General features: G+C 60.1%; 12 protein-coding genes. 5 read left to right on the top strand and 7 right to left on the bottom strand.

Annotation, left to right across the window (positions count from 1 at the left end; all coding sequences use genetic code 11):
• Window positions 1-161: 161 nt before the first annotated feature.
• The 5 genes from colR (at window position 162) to FHL16_RS27665 (ending at window position 3,886) form a co-directional block, all read left to right on the top strand.
• Window positions 162-845, top strand: a complete 684-nt coding sequence (gene colR / locus FHL16_RS27685; protein ID WP_010457636.1) for a two-component system response regulator ColR — start codon at window positions 162-164, stop codon at window positions 843-845.
• On the top strand, window positions 835-2,109 hold the full coding sequence (locus FHL16_RS27680) for a sensor histidine kinase (RefSeq protein ID WP_077749884.1): 1,275 nt from the start codon (window positions 835-837) through the stop codon (window positions 2,107-2,109). The genes colR and FHL16_RS27680 overlap by 11 nt, the downstream gene beginning before the upstream one ends.
• 160 nt (window positions 2,110-2,269) lie before the next feature.
• Window positions 2,270-2,938, top strand: a complete 669-nt coding sequence (locus tag FHL16_RS27675) for a class I SAM-dependent methyltransferase (protein ID WP_077749907.1) — start codon at window positions 2,270-2,272, stop codon at window positions 2,936-2,938.
• A 4-nt stretch (window positions 2,939-2,942) separates the two neighbouring features.
• Window positions 2,943-3,656 carry a lipopolysaccharide kinase InaA family protein gene (locus FHL16_RS27670; RefSeq protein ID WP_077749883.1) on the top strand — a complete coding sequence of 238 codons (714 nt, stop codon included), beginning with the start codon at window positions 2,943-2,945 and terminating at the stop codon, window positions 3,654-3,656.
• Window positions 3,657-3,658: 2 nt separating this feature from the next.
• Window positions 3,659-3,886, top strand: a complete 228-nt coding sequence (locus FHL16_RS27665) for a hypothetical protein (RefSeq protein WP_077749882.1) — start codon at window positions 3,659-3,661, stop codon at window positions 3,884-3,886.
• A gap of 172 nt (window positions 3,887-4,058) precedes the next feature.
• On the opposite strand, the gene FHL16_RS27660 is transcribed toward FHL16_RS27665, so the two are convergent.
• The 7 genes from FHL16_RS27660 to FHL16_RS27625 all read right to left on the bottom strand — a co-directional run bounded on the left by FHL16_RS27660 (window position 4,059) and on the right by FHL16_RS27625 (window position 16,294).
• Window positions 4,059-7,094, bottom strand: coding sequence for a multidrug efflux RND transporter permease subunit (locus FHL16_RS27660; protein WP_010457628.1), 3,036 nt, complete (start codon window positions 7,092-7,094; stop codon window positions 4,059-4,061).
• A gap of 13 nt (window positions 7,095-7,107) precedes the next feature.
• Window positions 7,108-8,256 carry an efflux RND transporter periplasmic adaptor subunit gene (locus FHL16_RS27655; protein WP_010457626.1) on the bottom strand — a complete coding sequence of 383 codons (1,149 nt, stop codon included), beginning with the start codon at window positions 8,254-8,256 and terminating at the stop codon, window positions 7,108-7,110.
• Between the two features lie 240 nt (window positions 8,257-8,496).
• Window positions 8,497-9,594, bottom strand: a complete 1,098-nt coding sequence (locus FHL16_RS27645) for a DUF1513 domain-containing protein (RefSeq protein WP_077749881.1) — start codon at window positions 9,592-9,594, stop codon at window positions 8,497-8,499.
• 14 nt (window positions 9,595-9,608) lie between these two features.
• Window positions 9,609-10,673 (bottom strand): imelysin family protein, encoded by a 1,065-nt coding sequence (locus tag FHL16_RS27640; protein ID WP_077749880.1) that lies wholly within the window; start codon window positions 10,671-10,673, stop codon window positions 9,609-9,611.
• 26 nt (window positions 10,674-10,699) lie between these two features.
• Window positions 10,700-12,127 (bottom strand): di-heme oxidoreductase family protein, encoded by a 1,428-nt coding sequence (locus FHL16_RS27635; RefSeq protein ID WP_077749879.1) that lies wholly within the window; start codon window positions 12,125-12,127, stop codon window positions 10,700-10,702.
• 539 nt (window positions 12,128-12,666) lie between these two features.
• Window positions 12,667-14,010, bottom strand: coding sequence for an imelysin family protein (locus FHL16_RS27630; protein ID WP_077749878.1), 1,344 nt, complete (start codon window positions 14,008-14,010; stop codon window positions 12,667-12,669).
• Window positions 14,011-14,242: 232 nt separating this feature from the next.
• Complete coding sequence (locus tag FHL16_RS27625; protein WP_010457618.1) at window positions 14,243-16,294, bottom strand: putative bifunctional diguanylate cyclase/phosphodiesterase; 2,052 nt, start codon at window positions 16,292-16,294, stop codon at window positions 14,243-14,245.
• Window positions 16,295-16,760 lie beyond the last annotated feature (466 nt).

Below are 16,760 nucleotides of genomic sequence, written 5' to 3'. Positions count from 1 at the left end.
CGGCGCTGTCATTGGCGTGTGAATCGATAGTGAAAAACTTGTTAAGCCTTCATCGGTTTTTCTATCGGATTGACAACTGCACGCAGTCCTAGCCCTGAGCCACACTTGGCCTTAAGCTGCGCGGGCCATGACGGCCGTTACTGTGTGCGGAGGAGGTGCCCATGCGAATTCTATTGGTTGAAGACAACCGCGATATCCTGGCCAATCTGGCCGATTACCTGGGGCTCAAAGGCTACACCGTGGATTGCGCGCAGGACGGTTTGTCAGGCCTGCACCTGGCGGCCACCGAGCACTATGACTTGATCGTGCTCGACATCATGTTGCCCGGCATTGACGGCTATACGCTGTGCAAACGCCTGCGCGAAGACGCCCGCCGCGACACGCCGGTGATCATGCTCACCGCGCGCGATCAGCTGGATGACCGGCTGCAGGGCTTCAAGTCCGGTGCCGATGACTACCTGATCAAACCGTTCGCCCTGTCCGAACTGGCGGCGCGTATCGAAGCGGTCATGCGTCGTGCCCAGGGTGGCGGTCGACGCGCCTTGCAGGTGGGTGATCTGAGCTACGACCTCGATACCCTGGAGGTGACCCGCGAAGGTCGCCTGCTCAAGCTCAACCCGGTCGGCCTCAAGTTGCTGGCCGTGCTGATGCAGAAAAGCCCGCATGTTCTGCGCCGCGAAATTCTCGAAGAAGCCCTCTGGGGTGATGACTGCCCGGACAGCGACAGCCTGCGCAGCCACGTCCATCAACTGCGCCAGGTGATCGACAAGCCCTTCGCCAAGCCCTTGCTGCAAACTGTGCACGGTGTGGGTTATCGCTTGGCCGAGAGTCGCGATGGAGTTTAAGCAGAGCCTCGCTCAACGGATCATCATCGCCTTTGCGCTGATGAGTGCATTGGTGGCAGGCGCCTTCGCCATGGGCATTGTGGCGACCGTGCACCTGGTGGAAGAAAAGTTGATTTCAGCCGGGCTGGGTGGCGATCTTCAACGGCTCCTGCTGATGGACAGCGTCTCTGACTGGAGCCATCGCCCCGAGCCGGACCAGCTGTTCTATTTCAGCGGTGGGCCGGGGGACTTCGAGTTGCCCAAGGATTTACGGCATCTGGAGCCCGGTTTCCACGAGGTCTTTCGCGAGCAGCTGTCGTATCACGCGATGGTTGAAGTGGTCGATGGCCGGCATTACGTACTGCTGCAGGATCAAAGCGATTTCGAAGAGCGTGAGCGAGTGCTGTTTGCCGTGGTGCTGGTGGGCTTCGTACTGAGCCTGGCGCTGGCAGTCTTTCTCGGTTGGGTCCTGGCGCGCAAAGTGATGGCGCCGGTGGTGCGACTCGCCCGCCAGGTGCGTCATCGCGATCAATTGCTGGGGCTGGCGCCACCCTTGGCACCCGATTATGCCGCTGACGAAGTGGGCGAGCTCGCGGTTGCCTTCGACGCCACCCTTGGTCGGCTGCGCCAGGCATTGACCCGTGAGCGATTGTTTACCAGTGACGTCAGCCACGAACTGCGCACGCCTTTGATGGTACTTGCCAGTTCCTGTGAGCTGCTGTTGGAAAACCCCGGTATCGACCAGCGCGGTCATGCGCAGGTCGAGCGAATTGCCCGCGCGTGCGCCGAGATGCGCGAGCTGGTGCAAACGTTCCTGATGTTGGCCCGGGCCCAGCGAGAAGACGCGAGCATCTCGCCGCAGCAGACGTTGAGCCAGGTCGCCGACGGGCTGCTCAACCAGTGGCGCGAGCCGATTGAAGCCAAGGGGCTGAGCCTGATCTTCGAACCGGGTAATCCACTGGACACCTGTTACAACGCAACCCTCTTGCACGCCGTCATGGGCAACCTGTTGCGTAACGCGCTGCATTACACCGAGCGCGGGTTCATCCGTTTGACCCTCACGGCCACAGGTTTCACGGTCGAGGACAGCGGTGTGGGCATTCCCGAGGAAAAACGCGAGGCAATGTTCGAACCTTTCGTTCGCGGCAGTGAAAAGCGCGGCGAAGGCCTGGGACTGGGGTTATCGCTGGTGCAGCGGATTTGCGAGAACCAGGGCTGGAGCGTCAGCTTGACCAATATGGAACCTAATGGCTGTCGTTTTCAGGTGCAATTGAGCCAAAGCTAGCGGTTGCTTGAGCAGTCGGGGCTCCGAGCCATGGTGGTCAACTTGAAAAATCTTGTAATGATTCAACATTTCCTTAACAATTTTTTCACAAAGGTATGACCTGACACCGACACTACGCTACCTAAGGTGGGCGTCATCAGAAGTTCAGGAGACCTTAATGATGGACGGCCCGATCAAACTCGATTTTTCCGAGAAGTACGACGATCAACATGCACAAAGGTATTTGCAGAAGCACCAGGATGGTCTTGGTCGTAAGCTATCCCACTGGCGTGACGTGCAGTTGGCGCGAAAGGCGCTGAAGCTGGTCGGTGAGCCAGGGCTGGTCCTCGATTTGCCGTGCGGGGCAGGGCGTTTTTGGCCAATGCTGGCGGAGAAAGCCAATCGAGCGATCATCGGGGCCGACAACTCCGAGTCAATGTTGAAGATTGCAACCCAGGCGCAACCGGCTGACGTGGTGAAACGGGTACAACCCTTGCACACTTCCGCATTCGACATTGCTTTGCCCGACAACGCTGTCGACAGCATTTTCTGCATGCGTTTGCTGCATCACATCGGTGAAGCCGAGCATCGACTGGCCATTCTGCGCGAATTTGAACGAGTCACGCGTGACAGCGTGATCCTTTCGTTGTGGGTGGACGGCAATTTCAAGGCCTGGAAACGCAAGCGCTCAGAGAAACGGCGTGGGCAGGAAGGTTACCAAAACCGGTTTGTGTTACCGGCGGCCACGGTAGAAAAAGAGTTTGAACAAGCGGGGTTCCGTATTCAGGAACGATTGGACTTTTTACCGCTCTATGCCATGTGGCGAGTTTACGTATTACGCAAGAGGTAACAGGATGGCAGTGCAATGTGCAGCAGAGACGGACGTCGCCTCTCAGGACCGCTTCGACTATTTCTGGAATCAGCGCGGTGAATGGGTAGAAGAACCTAACGTCCGTCGCGGTGGAGAAAGTGGCGTGCAGCGGGTCATGGGCAACGATGGTCAGCTGCTCTACGCCAAGCGACAGACCGGGCATATCTATCGCAGCTGGTTGCACCCCTTCGGTCGTCCGACCGTGTTGCGCGAGCGTGATGCGCTCATTGGCCTGCGCGCGCTTGGGGTGGGAGTTCCGGAAATCGTTTTCTGCGGCGCACAGCGCGACCCCGTGCACAAATGGCGCGCATTGCTGGTGACCAAGTCGCTGGACGGCTTCGAGGAAATCGAACACTGGTACGCCGGCGGCGGTCGCGAGCGTCACGGCGAGGCGGTGCATGACCGAGTCTTGAAGGACCTGGCCGAAAACCTGGCCCGCATGCACAAGGGCCGTTGGCAGCACAGTTGCATTTACATCAAGCACGTATTCGTACGGGTGACCGGTGAAGGCGAGTCGGCCAAGGTCGAAATCGCCTTGATCGACCTGGAGAAATGCCGGCAGCGCTTGACCGCCTATCGGGCGGCGGCTCACGACATGAAGCAGCTGCGTCGCCACTCGTCGTTCAGCACGGCGGACTGGCGCAAACTCGTCTACTTTTATGAGACGGCGTTTGGCAGCGCTATCAAAGGTTTATAGCAATGAAACTAGAAATTGCACGAGGTGTGTTTCTGATAGGAGCCTTGGCAGTTGCTTCATTGGCGGTGGCGGCGTGGGAGCAGCCCCGCACGCAAGTTCTCAGTTCAGTGAACGGTGACGCGCACTGTCCGTTGCCACGGGTTGCCAAGGCATCTGTGGCATCTCAACCCGATCATGATTTATTGCTGTTCATGTTCGGACTTTCTCAAGGAATGAGGCCGCAGAGTTGAACAGATTGAAGCCAAAATAAAAGGCCTCGCCAATGCGAGGCCTTTTTTTGTGCCGAATTTCAAGCCGTGCATGGCCCAAGGTGGGATGGAGCCTGCTCGCGATGACGGCGGCATAGTCAACATTGAGATGCCTGACACACCGCCATCGCGAGCAGGCTCGCTCCCAAATGGATTATGAGTGTTCTTTTGCGTCGGGTTTGGCCAGCAGGGTGTAGATGCACGGCAACACGAACAGCGTAAATAACGTCCCGATCGACATTCCGGTTGCGATCACCATGCCGATATCAAACCGGCTGACCGCGCCCGCGCCCGTGGCGATGATCAATGGCACCATGCCGAATACCATCGCCGCCGTGGTCATCAACACCGGGCGCAGCCGGATTGCAGCAGCTTCTTCCACAGCTTCGCGAGGTGTCAGGCCTTTCTCTCTGCGCAGCTGGTTGGCGAACTCGACGATCAGGATCCCGTGCTTGGTGATCAGGCCGATCAAGGTCACCAGGCCCACTTGGGTATAAATGTTCATGCTCGACCAACCCAGGAACAGTGGAATCAACGCGCCACAGATCGACAGCGGCACTGTCACCAGAATCACCAGCGGGTCACGGAAGCTCTCGAACTGGGCCGCGAGGACCAGGAAAATGATCGCCAGCGCCAGGGCGAAGGTCACCCACAGCGCGCTGCCTTCCTGGACATATTGGCGCGAGGCGCCGGCGTAATCCATGGCAAAACCGGCCGGCGCTTCTTCCAGCGTAATCTGGCGCACGACATCGATGGCTTCGCCCATGCTGACCAGCGGCACACCTGACAGGATGGCCGAGTTGAGCTGCTGGAACTGGTTCAACTGCCGTGGACGCGCCCGATCGCTGACGGTGATCAGGGTCGACAGGGCCAGCAGTTGGCCTTGGTTGTTTTTCACGTAGTAGTTGTTCAACCAGTCCGGGTTGTCGCGGAACGGTCGTTCGACCTGAGCGATGACCTTGTAGCTACGACCCTCAATGGTGAAGCGGTTGATTTCCGCCTGTCCCAGCAATGTGGCCAGTGTTCCGCCCAGGTCCTGCATGGACACGCCCATCTGCGCGGCCTTGGCGCGATCGATGTCCACGACGACTTCGGGTTTGTCGAAGGCCAGGTCGACATCGACAAAGGCGAACTTGCCGGACTCCATCGCCCGTTTTTTCACCCGGTCCATCACTTGCAGCAGCGCTTCGTAATCGTTGGCCGTGTTGATGACGAACTGAAACGGCAACCCTTCACCCGTGCCGGGCAACGAGGGCAGGTTGAAGCCGAAGACCTGCAGTCCGGCAATGCCCTCCAGTTTGCGCTGGACCTCGGGCAGGATGGCCATCTGCGTGCGGTCGCGTTCATTCCACGGTTTGAGCAGGAAACCGCCAATCCCCGATTGCACGCCGTTGAATCCATTGATCTGGAACGAAGAGTAGTACTCGGGAAACTCCTTGAAGATCGTGATGAATTCGTCAGTGTAAGTGTTCAGGTAATCGAGGTTGGCCGGTTGCGGGGCGTTGGCCAGCATGAAAATGATGCCCTGATCTTCGTCGGGCGCCAGTTCCGACTTGGTGAACTTGAGCAGCACCGGAATCAGGCACAGCACAATCACCGCAAACACCAGGACCACCGGCCGGGTGTTGAGGGTGCCGTGGAGCATGCTTTGGTATCGGCGCTTGAGGCCTTCAAAAATCAGGTCCAGGCGGTGCGCGAGGCCGCTGGGATTTTCGTCGTGGCGCAGGAGCAAGGCACACATCATCGGCGACAGGGTCAACGCGACCACGCCGGAAATCACCACCGCACCGGCCAGCGTCAGGGCGAACTCCTTGAACAGCGCCCCCGTGAGCCCGGTCAGAAAACCGATGGGCGCATAGACTGCCGCCAGGGTGATGGTCATCGAGACCACCGGCATGGCGATTTCCCGGGCGCCTTCGATGGCCGCATCCAGCGGCTTCTTGCCTTCCTCGATGTGTCGGTGAATGTTCTCCACCACCACAATGGCATCGTCCACCACCAACCCGATCGCCAGCACCATCGCCAGCAGTGTCAGCAGGTTGATCGAGTAGCCCATCATCTGCATGAAGAACATCACGCCGATCATCGACAGCGGAATGGTGACCACCGGGATCACCACCGAACGCAGCGCCCCGAGAAACAGAAACACCACCACGATCACGATCAGCACGGCTTCGAAGAGGGTTTTCACCACTTCATCGATTGAGGCCTGGATGAACAGCGTGGCGTCGTAAGCGATTTCTCCTTTGAGGTTCGGCGGCAACTGGGCTTCCAGCTCCGGCATGATCTTGCGCACTTCCTTGATCACGTCCAGCGGGTTGGCGCCCGGCGTGGCCTTGATGCCGATGTACACCGAGGGAGTGCCACCGAACGAACTGATCGAGTCGTAGTTTTCCGCGCCCATCTCAACCCGCGCCACATCGCTGAGCAGCACCCGGCTGTCACCCTCGACCTTGAGCGGAATCGCAGCGAACGCTTCAGCGGACTTGAGTTCGGTGTTGGCATTGATGCTGGTGACGACGTACTCGCCTTTCACTTCACCGGCCGCAGAGAGGAAGTTGTACTGGCGCACCGCGTTGGTCACATCGCTGGCGGCCAGGCCGAAACCGGCCAGCTTTACCGGGTCCAGCCACAGGCGCATGGCGAATACTTGATTGCCAAGAATCTCGGCTTCGGCCATGCCCGGCAGGGTCGCCAGTTTTGGCTGGATGACCCGCGACAGGTAATCGGTAATCTGCGGGTTGCTCAGCTCCTTGCTGAAGAAACTGATGTACATGAGGGCCGAGGCGTCGGCGGCTTCCTTGCTCAGCACCGGGTCTTCGGCGTCTTGGGGCAGCCGGTTCTTCACCTCGTTTGCCTTGGCCAGCAGCTCGGTGAACAGGCGGTCGCTGTTGGAGCCGATGCGCGCGTAGATCGAGATCACCGAGAAGTTCTGGCGACTGACCGAGGTCATGTAGTCGATGCCCTCGGCGCTGGCCAGGCTTTGCTGCATCGGTTGGGTGATGTAGCCCTGGATGGTTTCGGCGTTGGCCCCGGGGTACGCCGTGGTGACCGTGATCAGGGCGTTTTCCATTTGCGGGTATTGGCGCAGCGGCAGCTTGCTCCAGGCCTGGAAGCCCAGCAGCACAATCAACAGGCTGACCACGGTGGCGAGCACCGGGCGGCGGATGAACGGATCGGTAAAAGCCATGAGGATTCCTTGATCAGTCAGTACGTGGCTGACTGTTCTTATCGGTCAGGGTCTTGTCGTCGCTGATGGCAATGTGTGCGCCGTTGTCCAGTTTGATCTGACCGGCCGTGACCACTTTTTCGCCGTTCTGCAAGCCTTTGGTAATCACCACCAGCCCGTCGCGGCGCTCGCCGGTTTCGATGAAACGCCGTTCGGCGATCAGGATCGGCTGGCCCTTGTCGTCTTTTTCGAGGCTGCCGTCTTCGGCTTTTTTCTGCGCGACGACGTAGAGCGAGTTGCCGTACAGCGTGTACGTGATCGCGCTTTGCGGCACGACGATGCGCGGCTGCGGGTCGGGCAGCATCACCTGCAGGCTGGCGTACATGCCCGGCAGCAGATTGCCGTCGGGGTTGGCCAGGGTCGCGCGGACCTGAACATTGCGGGTGCTGTTTTCGACTTTCGGGTTGATCGCGCTGATGGTGCCGGGGAAGGTCTGTGTCGGGTAGGCCGAGACAATGATCTGCACCGACTGGCCGACGCCGATCTTCGGCACCGACTGCTCGGGCACGAAAAAGTCGACGTAGAGGCTGCTGAGGTCTTGCAGGGTGGCGATCATGGTGCCGCTGGCGAGATAGTCACCGATGTCCACCTGACGAATACCGATGGTCCCGCTGAACGGTGCGAGCAAGCGTTTTTTGGCCAGCGCCGCCTTGAGCTGATTCACCGTGGCCCGGCTCTTTTTCAATATCGCCGAGAGCCGGTCAAACTCGCCTTTGGAAATGGCCTGGCTGCCCACCAATTGGCTGCCGCGACCGTAATCGAGCTGCGCCAGCCCCAGGTCGGCTTGAGCGGTTTCGAGCAGGGCGGTTTCTACCACGCTATCAAGCAGAAGCAGCGGTTGGCCGGCCTTGACCTTCTGGCCTGACTCGAACTGCAAATCGATGACGGTGCCGTCGGTCTCCAGGCTCAGGTCCACGCCTTGCAGCGCCTTGAGGGTGCCGACGCTTGGCAGGCGAGCTTGCCACGGACGTTCCACGGCAGTGGTCGCGGCGACACTGATCGGCGGTTTCGGCGCGGAAAAGCCTTGAATCATCGTGTAGATGGAGAAGGCTTTATAACCGGCCAGGATCAGCACGATCAGCAGAACAACACCCAACATGATCAGCATGCGGCGACGCAGCATATTTCCACTTCCTTGGAGAAAATCAGGTGAGACAGTGGGGCACATTATCTGAGTCGCAGGGTGATTCCAACTGGAAGAAATTACAGGCGAGGCCTTCGAGCGCCTGTCACTCAAGGGGACTAACGAACGATGAATAACCTGTGGCGAGGGAGCTTGCTCCCGCTGGACTGCGCAGCAGTCCCATTTTGGGGCCGCTTCGCAGCCCAGCGGGAGCAAGCTCCCTCGCCACAGGAAACGGGCTCAGATGAGGTGAAGGTGGTTATCCCAAAGCCCCGCCGGAAGCTCCAATGGTTTTGCAACCAGCGTTGTCTGACGGCAATCGTAATACCGGCAGCGGCCCTGACCCGAGGTCACGACAAACCCGTCGGCGACGGCGCCAACCCCGGCGCAATCGGGAAGCGGCGCATCCAGGCGCACTTCACCGCTGTCCAGGTCCCAGATGAAAAAGCGGTTGCCGCGCGGCGCAGTCAACGCGACCAATCGCAAGTCACTGTGGACCGCCACGCTGGCGGTGTAATGCCCCATCGCCTGCAACTGATGTTCAGGCACCGCAAACGCCACGAACGGTTGGCCCGGACGCTTGATCGCCAGCAACTCTGAGGACTCGTGGGACGGCCCCATGAATTGCTGGCCGGCGACGATGGTGCCATCGCTGGCGATCCCCAGGTGACGCACGCTGTTCATCTGCTGGGCGAGGGTTTCCTTGCTCAGCAGGGTGCCGTCGCGTTGCATCAATACCAGGCTCGGCTCCATGGCGTTGAGGTTCATCTCGACCCGGCTTTCAGCCTCGGTGCGAATGCCGCCGTTGGCCACCACCAGCGTCTCGCCGTCTGGCATCCACGACACCTGATGGGGGCCGATGCCATGGGTGGAAATCTCGCCGCTGTGCACCAGCCGTTCACCTTCGAACTTATACACACCCAACAGTCCGCGACCCGGATCGGAGGTGTCGTTTTCGGTGGCGTACAGCCAGTCGCCGCTCTTGTGAATCACCGCGTGCCCGTAGAAGTGCCGGTTGGGCAGCGAGGCCACGGTTTGCAGCAGCGCGCCGTTGCGCAGGTCGATCAGATAGCTTTCGGTGCCCGGACGTCGTGCGACGAACAGCGCAATCGGCAGCGTCGGGTGGTTGATGATGTCGTGGCAACGCTGCCCGACCTGGGTGGCGAACACCCGGGTGCCGTCCAGCCGATAACCGACGGCGTAATGCTTGCCGTCGCCATCGTCCCGCGCCGAAAGCAGCAGTGGGCTCTTGTCCTTTTGTTTGAACAGCGTCCAGCCGCCCAGTGTCACTGCTCCCAGCAGCAAACTACCTAAAGTCAGAGCCTGACGTCGCAGCATGGCACTCGCCCTCATCAGTCACCGTCGTTGGCGTTGAAGCCCAGTTGGATGCCCAGCGCCTTGGCCAGTTCGCCTTCGTGCAGGCGATGGACGACGTTGAGGCTGTCGTAGATATCGTTGAGTTGCTGGCGGCCGGCATCGTCGTTGAGCATCTCGGTCAGCGAACGCTGGTTGCTGGCGAACAGTTTCAGGGACGCGGCGTAAGCGGCGTCGATCTTGTCGGCCAACGGTTTTTGCTCACTCGGCAAAAGGCCGCGCAGGCCTTTGTTGTCGACGCCTTCCCACACGGTTTTGGCGGCGGCGAGACTGGCTTCAAGGCCGGCCAGGGACGACTGGCTGCGCCAGGCATCGGCCTGGAACGGTTGCGGCACGCCCTTGCTCTGGCGGCCCATCGGCGTACCGAGTTTTTTCTTCAAGGTGTCGAGGGCGGTGACCTGGACGCGCAGCAGGTCGGCGATGGCTTCGTGGGAGTCGGCGTAGCGCTGGTTCGGGAACTTGCTCATCTGCGCGAGCATGCCGTCGGTGTTGTTCCAGCTTTGCAGAATCTCTTCGGCCAGCAGTTTTTGACGCTCGCCAATCGCCTTCAACAGTGGGCAGTACTTGGCTTTTTGCGCGTCGTTGGCCACGTCCGGCTTGCTGTCGAACAGGATGTATTCATAGGCCGAGAGGCCTTGAACCACGACGCTGGATTTGGCCAGGGCGGCGGCATCGATCTGCGGCTGCGCGGTGACCAATTGCTCGACCTGACGGCCGACCAGGTTTTTCTTGTCCGGCCAGAACTGCACCTGCCAGGCGCGATTGCCTTCGGCCAGCGGCCCGATCAGCAGCGGTTGCAGCTCGGCCCAGGCTTTCTGCGCGTGCAGGAAGTCGGCACGGGCGGTGTCGAGGTTTTCCTTGCCTTCGCAGTAGGCGAGGGCGCTGACGGCCAATTGGCGGTCGGCTTCAACCCAGCGGGTGTACGTTGGCAGAATCACCGATTTGGCGATGGCGGCCGAGGTGACGGCTTGCGGGTCCTGTGGCGAGCAAGCGCCGAGGGCGAGTGCTGCGAGGCTGGTGAACAACAATTTGGGACGGAACATGTCGGGCTCCCGCTATGGAATACGTATTAAAGGGAATTCAAAAACGCCAGCAACGCAGCGCGCTGCTCGGCATTGAAAGACAAAACCTGTTGCTGGGCCGCTTTCGCTTCGCCGCCATGCCAGAGCACGGCTTCGAGCAGATTGCGCGCGCGGCCGTCATGCAAGAACTGGGTGTGGCCACTGACCGCTTGCGTCAGGCCGATGCCCCACAACGGCGGGGTGCGCCAGTCGCGGCCACTGGCCTGGAATTCGCTGCGGTTGTCGGCCAGGCCGTCGCCCATGTCGTGCAGCAGCAGATCGCTGTAAGGGCGAATCACTTGATTGGCCAGTTCAGGTTCGGCGGCGTTGGCGGCGGTGGTGTATTTCGGTGTGTGACAGGACTGGCATCCGGCCTGGAAAAACAGGTTCTTGCCGGCCAGCACTTCGGGCGCATTGACGTCGCGACGAGCCGGTACAGCCAGGTTGCGGCTGTAAAACAGCACCAGGCGCAGGATGTTATCGCTGACTTCCGGCTCGCCATTCGGGCCGTTGCCGGTCGGCGCCTGTTTGCAGGCTGTTTGCGCCTCGGTGCAGTCGTCGAAGGGGCGCAGGCTGGTGGTCAGGCCCATGTCACCGGAGAACGCGTGAACGTTCTGTTGATTGAGGTTCGGTTGCCCGGCCTTCCAGCCAAAGCGGCCGAGAACGGTCTTCTGCTGCACGTCGTCCCAGACCCGGTTCGGTCGCCCGGCGATGCCGTTTTTGTCCTTGGCCTGAGCCTCGGCGTTGGCCAGGATCGCTTCGTCGGGGATGGCTTCGAGCAAGCCCAGGCCAATCATTGGCGGGGCAACGCGTGCCGAGAAACGGGTGTCGGGGTGCATCGGGCCGTAACCCAGTTGGGTGATGTTCAGGCTGGGCTTGCGCAACTCAATTTCGGTGCCGTCCTTGAAGTGGACCGGAACGGGGGTGTAATCGACCCGCACTTTGCCCTCCGGGGTCACGCCGGGTATGGCCATGTCCTGGAACTGGCCGCCGTAGACCGGCTCCGGGACCACGCCGAGCTGCTCGATGACGTTGGCATAGGCCGGTGCATTCGGGATCGACAGGCGCACCAGCATCGATACCGCGTTCGCCGCATCGGGCGTCGGCGGATGACCGCGACCGTCCTTGATGTGACAGCCCTGACAGGCGTTGGTATTGAACAGCGGGCCGAGGCCGTCCCGGGCGGTGGTGGTCGAAGGGGCGATCACCCAAGGGTTGCGGAAGAAACTGTTGCCGACGCTGAAATCCACGCGCCGTGACGGCGACAGGTTCGCGGAGGGCAGGGAGAACGCATTTTGATCGGTCTTGCGCACGGTCGCCGCGCCACCGGACCGGGCTTCACCGGGTTCGGCCTTGGTAAAACGCGGGGCGTCATCGCAGGCACTCAGGCCCAGGGCCAGAAACAGTGCGGACAAGCGAAGAAGCAGCGAGGGCATCAGACATCCTGCAAGACGAGCAAAACAAGGGCGCAAAGTCTAACAGGGCAAGGGAGTTTGAATAAGAGGAATTATCGTTTGGTTGATGTGGGGCAGGTTTTCACAGGGGACCGAGGCGCCGCCATCGCAATCAGCCTCGCTCCCACGGGTTCAGCGCAGCCCCTGTAGGAGCGAGGCTTGCCCGCGAAGGCGGTATTGAATTCAACATGGAGGGTGACTGACACGGCGCCATCACAAGCAGGCTCGCTCCCACAGGTTCAGCGCAGACCCTGTAGGAGCGAGGCTTGCCCGCGAAGGCGGTATTGAATTCAACATGGAGGGTGACTGACACGGCGCCTTCGCAAGCAGGCTCGCTCCCACGGGTTCAGCGCAGACCCTGTAGGAGCGAGGCTTGCCCGCGAAGGCGGTATTGAATTCAACATGGAGGGTGACTGACACGGCGCCATCACAAGCAGGCTCGCTCCTACAGTGGTCCGTGTCTGGCAGGCATGAAAAAGGCGACCCGAAGGTCGCCTCTTTAGTCACTCAGCCAGCGTTGATCAGAATTCGTGATCAGCGTTGTCCGGGTTCAGGTCGCTGATACCCAGTTTGCCAGCGGCGGCTTCGATCGAACCGGTCTGCTTGACCAGGGCGGCGATGGCGTCGCGCACGATCTGGTTGCCAGTGGTATTACCGGCGGCGATCAGCTGGTCGTAGTGCTCACCCTTGTTGGCGTGATCGACGATGACCTGCATCTTGGCTTCGGTTGCAGCCAGGTCGGCTTTCAGCGCGGTGTCGGCAGCCGGGTCGGCTTTGGCCACCAGGGACGACAGGCTGGCGCCGGTCATTTTGGTGCCGTCTGCGCGGGTGTATTCGCCCAGGTACACGTTGCGGATACCCTTGGCATCGTAGAACTGCGAGTTATGGGTGTTGTCGCTGAAGCAATCGTGTTCGTCTTCAGGGGAGTTGGCTTCCAGGGAAACCTTCATGCGCTCGCCCGCCAGTTCGCCCAGGGACAGGCTGCCCATGCCGAACAGCATTTTGCGCAGGCCCGAATCAACCGGTTCCGCTTCCAGGGTGGCGCGGTAGTTGTCGGCCACGTTCGGCTTCCAGTTACCGACCATTTCTTCCAGGTCGCTGACCAGCAGCTGGGTCACGGACTTCAGGTAAGCGCGGCGACGATCGTTGTGACCGCCAGTGGCGCCTTTGCCTTCCAGGTAGTCGGAGGCTGGACGGTTGCCGGCGCCAGGGCCGGTGCCGTTCAGGTCCTGGCCCCAAAGCAGGAATTCGATGGCGTGGTAGCCGGTGGCGACGTTGGCCTCCGAACCGCCCAGTTCGTTCAGGCTGGCGAGTTTTTCCGGGGTGATGTCTTTGACGTCGATCTTGTCTTCGCCGACCTGCACCTGAGTGTTGGCGATGATGTTGGCTGTGGCGCCCGGGTTACCCAGTGCGTGTTCGTAGGATTTGTCGACGTAGTCGATCAGGCCTTCGTCCAGTGGCCAGGCGTTCACCTGACCTTCCCAGTCGTCGATGATGGTGTTGCCGAAGCGGAACACTTCGCTCTGCAGATAAGGAACGCGGGCAGCCACCCAGGCAGCCTTGGCGGCTTTCAGGGTGTCGGCGTTCGGCTTGGCGAGGAAGGCGTCGACGGCGGTTTGCAGGGTTTTCGCGGTGGATTCGGCATCGCTGTAAACGGCGTAGACGATGTCGGCGTAGTGCGCGACAACGGCTTTGGCGGCGGCTTCGTCGACTTTGCTGGTAGCGGCCGGGGCGGCAGCTGGAGCCGCAGCGGTGCTGGCGGCCGGCGTCGGCGTAGCGGCGTTCTTGTCTTTACCTTCGCCACAACCGGCGAGGGAAATAGCGATGGCCAACAGACTGGCGGTAGCCAGAGGCATACGAATCATGGCGAACATCCTGCTTCGAGAGGGGGGTATGGCGCAGCGGGTGCGCAAAACTGCGACATAATGCAAATCTTTCGCATTATCTGTAAAGGGTTGTAGCTGGAAATATTTCTTATTCGTACAAGCGTTGTGTCGTGGATCAAAAACATCGCAGCCCCGTTTCACTCGACAGCGGCTACAAGCACACGGACCCGTAGCAGCTGTTGAGTGGAACGAGGCTGCGATTGTTTGATCTCTACAAAATGGCTGCGTTACTGCGCTGCGCCTGTTTCAGGTAGGCGCTCAATTCCCGTGCCGGCAGCGGTTTGCTGTAGTGGTAGCCCTGACCTTCGTGGCAGCCTTCGGAGATGATGTAGGCCTCTTGCTCGGCGGTTTCCACGCCTTCGGCAATCACCTGCATGCCCAGGCTCTTGCCCAGCTGGATGATCGCCCGAACGATGGTGGCATCGTCGTCGTCATCGAGCAGGTCCTGCACGAAGCTCTTGTCGATCTTGATCTTGTCCAGCGGCAGGCTTTTCAGGTAGCTCAAGGACGAATAACCCGTGCCGAAATCGTCGATCGCAATCAATGCGCCGGAGCGGCGCAGGCTCAACAGATGCTGGGCGGCGGTGCTGATGTCTTCCATCAGGCCGGTTTCGGTGACTTCCAGCTCCAGGCTGCGAGGGGGAAGGCGGTACATCTGCAGCAGGTTGTTGACCACTCGCGGCAATTCGGCGTGGTGCAGTTGCACGGTCGACAGGTTCACCGCCATGCGCAGATCCGGGAAACCCTGATCGTGCCATTCGCGCAATTGCTTGCAGGCTTGATCCAGTACCCATTCGCCAATGGCGATGATGGTGCCGTTCTGCTCGGCGAGCGGGATGAACAGGTCCGGCGGCACCAGACCGTGTTCGGGATGCTGCCAGCGAATCAGTGCCTCGACACCCACCACCCGGTGATCGCGGTAGCTGATCTGCGGTTGGTAGACGAGGTAGAACTGGTCCCGCCGCAGGGCGTCACGCAGGTCTTTTTCCAGTTCCCGACGGCGACGCATCTCGGTGTCGACGCTGGCGATGTAAAACTGATAACGGTTGCGCGAGCGGGTTTTCGCCAGCGTCATGGTCTGCTCGGCTTTTTGCAGCAGTTTCTCGGTGCTGTCGCCATCCTCGGGAAACAGGGTGATGCCGATGGTCGCGCGCAGGCGGATTTCCTGATGATCGAGGGCAAACGCCGCTTCCAGATCATCGAGAATGCTTTGCGCCAGTTCGGCGGCTTCGTAAGGTTGTTCGATATCGGCCTGGACCAGGGCGAACTGGTCACCACCGAGACGAGCGAGGGCGCCGAGGCGACCGCTGTGAGCGCGCAGACGATCGGCCAGGGCCAGCAGCAATTGGTCGCCGGTCTGATAGCTGAACTGTTCGTTGATGCCTTTGAAGTCGTCCAGGCCCACCACCAGCACCGCAACCCGGCGTTGCAACTTGCCGGCGTCAACCAGGATCTTGTCCAGTTGTTGCTGCAATTGCTGACGGTTCGGCAGACCGGTTAGGAAGTCGTACTGGGCCATGCGCAGCAGGCTGTTTTCCGCTTCGTGGCGCAGGTGGGTGTTGCGTTCGATGGATTCGAGCAACTGGTTGGCGGTGTTGATCCAGATCCCCAGTTCGTTCTTTTCGTGACCCTTGAGCAGTGGAATCTTGTGTTCGCTGGGGCGGTCCGGATTGATTTCGGTCAGGTGTTCGATGATGCGCGACAGAGGTTTGGTCAGCAGCCAGTGGTAGACCAGGTACAACACCAGGCCCATGGCGAGGGCGCGCAATACGCCGGAAATGAAGATGATCACCGAGTTGACGATGAAACCCTGCCCGTAGGTGGCGGTGTCGAGGGTGATGCTCAGATCGCCGTAATACTCGCTGTAGGGGCCGCGGCCGACCAGTTGGGTGGTGAAGGTGCGTTCCTTGCCAAGAATGAGATCGGTCAGCCAGCGGCTGTTTGAATGGTGCAACTCACGAGATTTTTGCGCGAGCATGGCTTCGTTGGGATGGCCGATGGAGGCCTGGCGCACGGCTTCGTCCTGGAACAGGCCTTCGATGACCTGCATGCCCATTTCCCGATCCAGGCTGTAGACGGCCTGGGTGGAGGGGTCGCGGAACATGTCGAGGATGCGTTGTGCATCGTTGGCCACGGCCTGGCGTGTTTTATAGGCATCGAAAACGATCTGCGCGCAGCTCAAGACTACGCCGACGATCAATGCCGACAGGAGCACGACCCGGAGCAACTTCACCGACAAGCTGTTCTTGAGTTCCAGCTTCAAAGGGTTATTCCTTGTTCCGTGCGGGTAGCATCAAGTTGCCATGAGTATTGGCAATCCCGTGATGGCAGTCAAAGGGACATTCAATCTCATGGTTTTTTGCCTGCAGCTTGGCAGAAAATGCTGTTGTTTTGAGTATTTGCCCTATTAGTACTGTGTCGGTAGTTGGGTCCTTCAACTTGAGGGGGATTGGGACTATTTTTCCTTTTGTTGATGTTAGCCTGCTGTGGCGGGGGGGCAAGGGGCTGAATGCTGGTTTCATTGTCGGAGATTGGCTTGGGTTCTGCGGGTGTCCGCATTTCAACTGTGGGAGTGAGCCTGCTCGCAATGACGGCCTGACAGCCGACCAGTCTCCCGCTGGTGTACATATCCATTTGTGCGGTAACGGCCACTTATGGTTTCGCCCTTACGGCGAGTCCCTTTTGTCAAACGCCACAAAAGGAACCAAAAAGTCTCGCCCCAAGCGTCC

The organism is Pseudomonas sp. FSL W5-0299 (genome assembly GCF_005930655.1).
GTDB classification, from domain to species: Bacteria; Pseudomonadota; Gammaproteobacteria; order Pseudomonadales; family Pseudomonadaceae; genus Aquipseudomonas; species Aquipseudomonas mandelii.
Note: the sequence above shows the minus strand (reverse complement) of the source record. Positions and strands in the feature narration are given on the sequence as shown.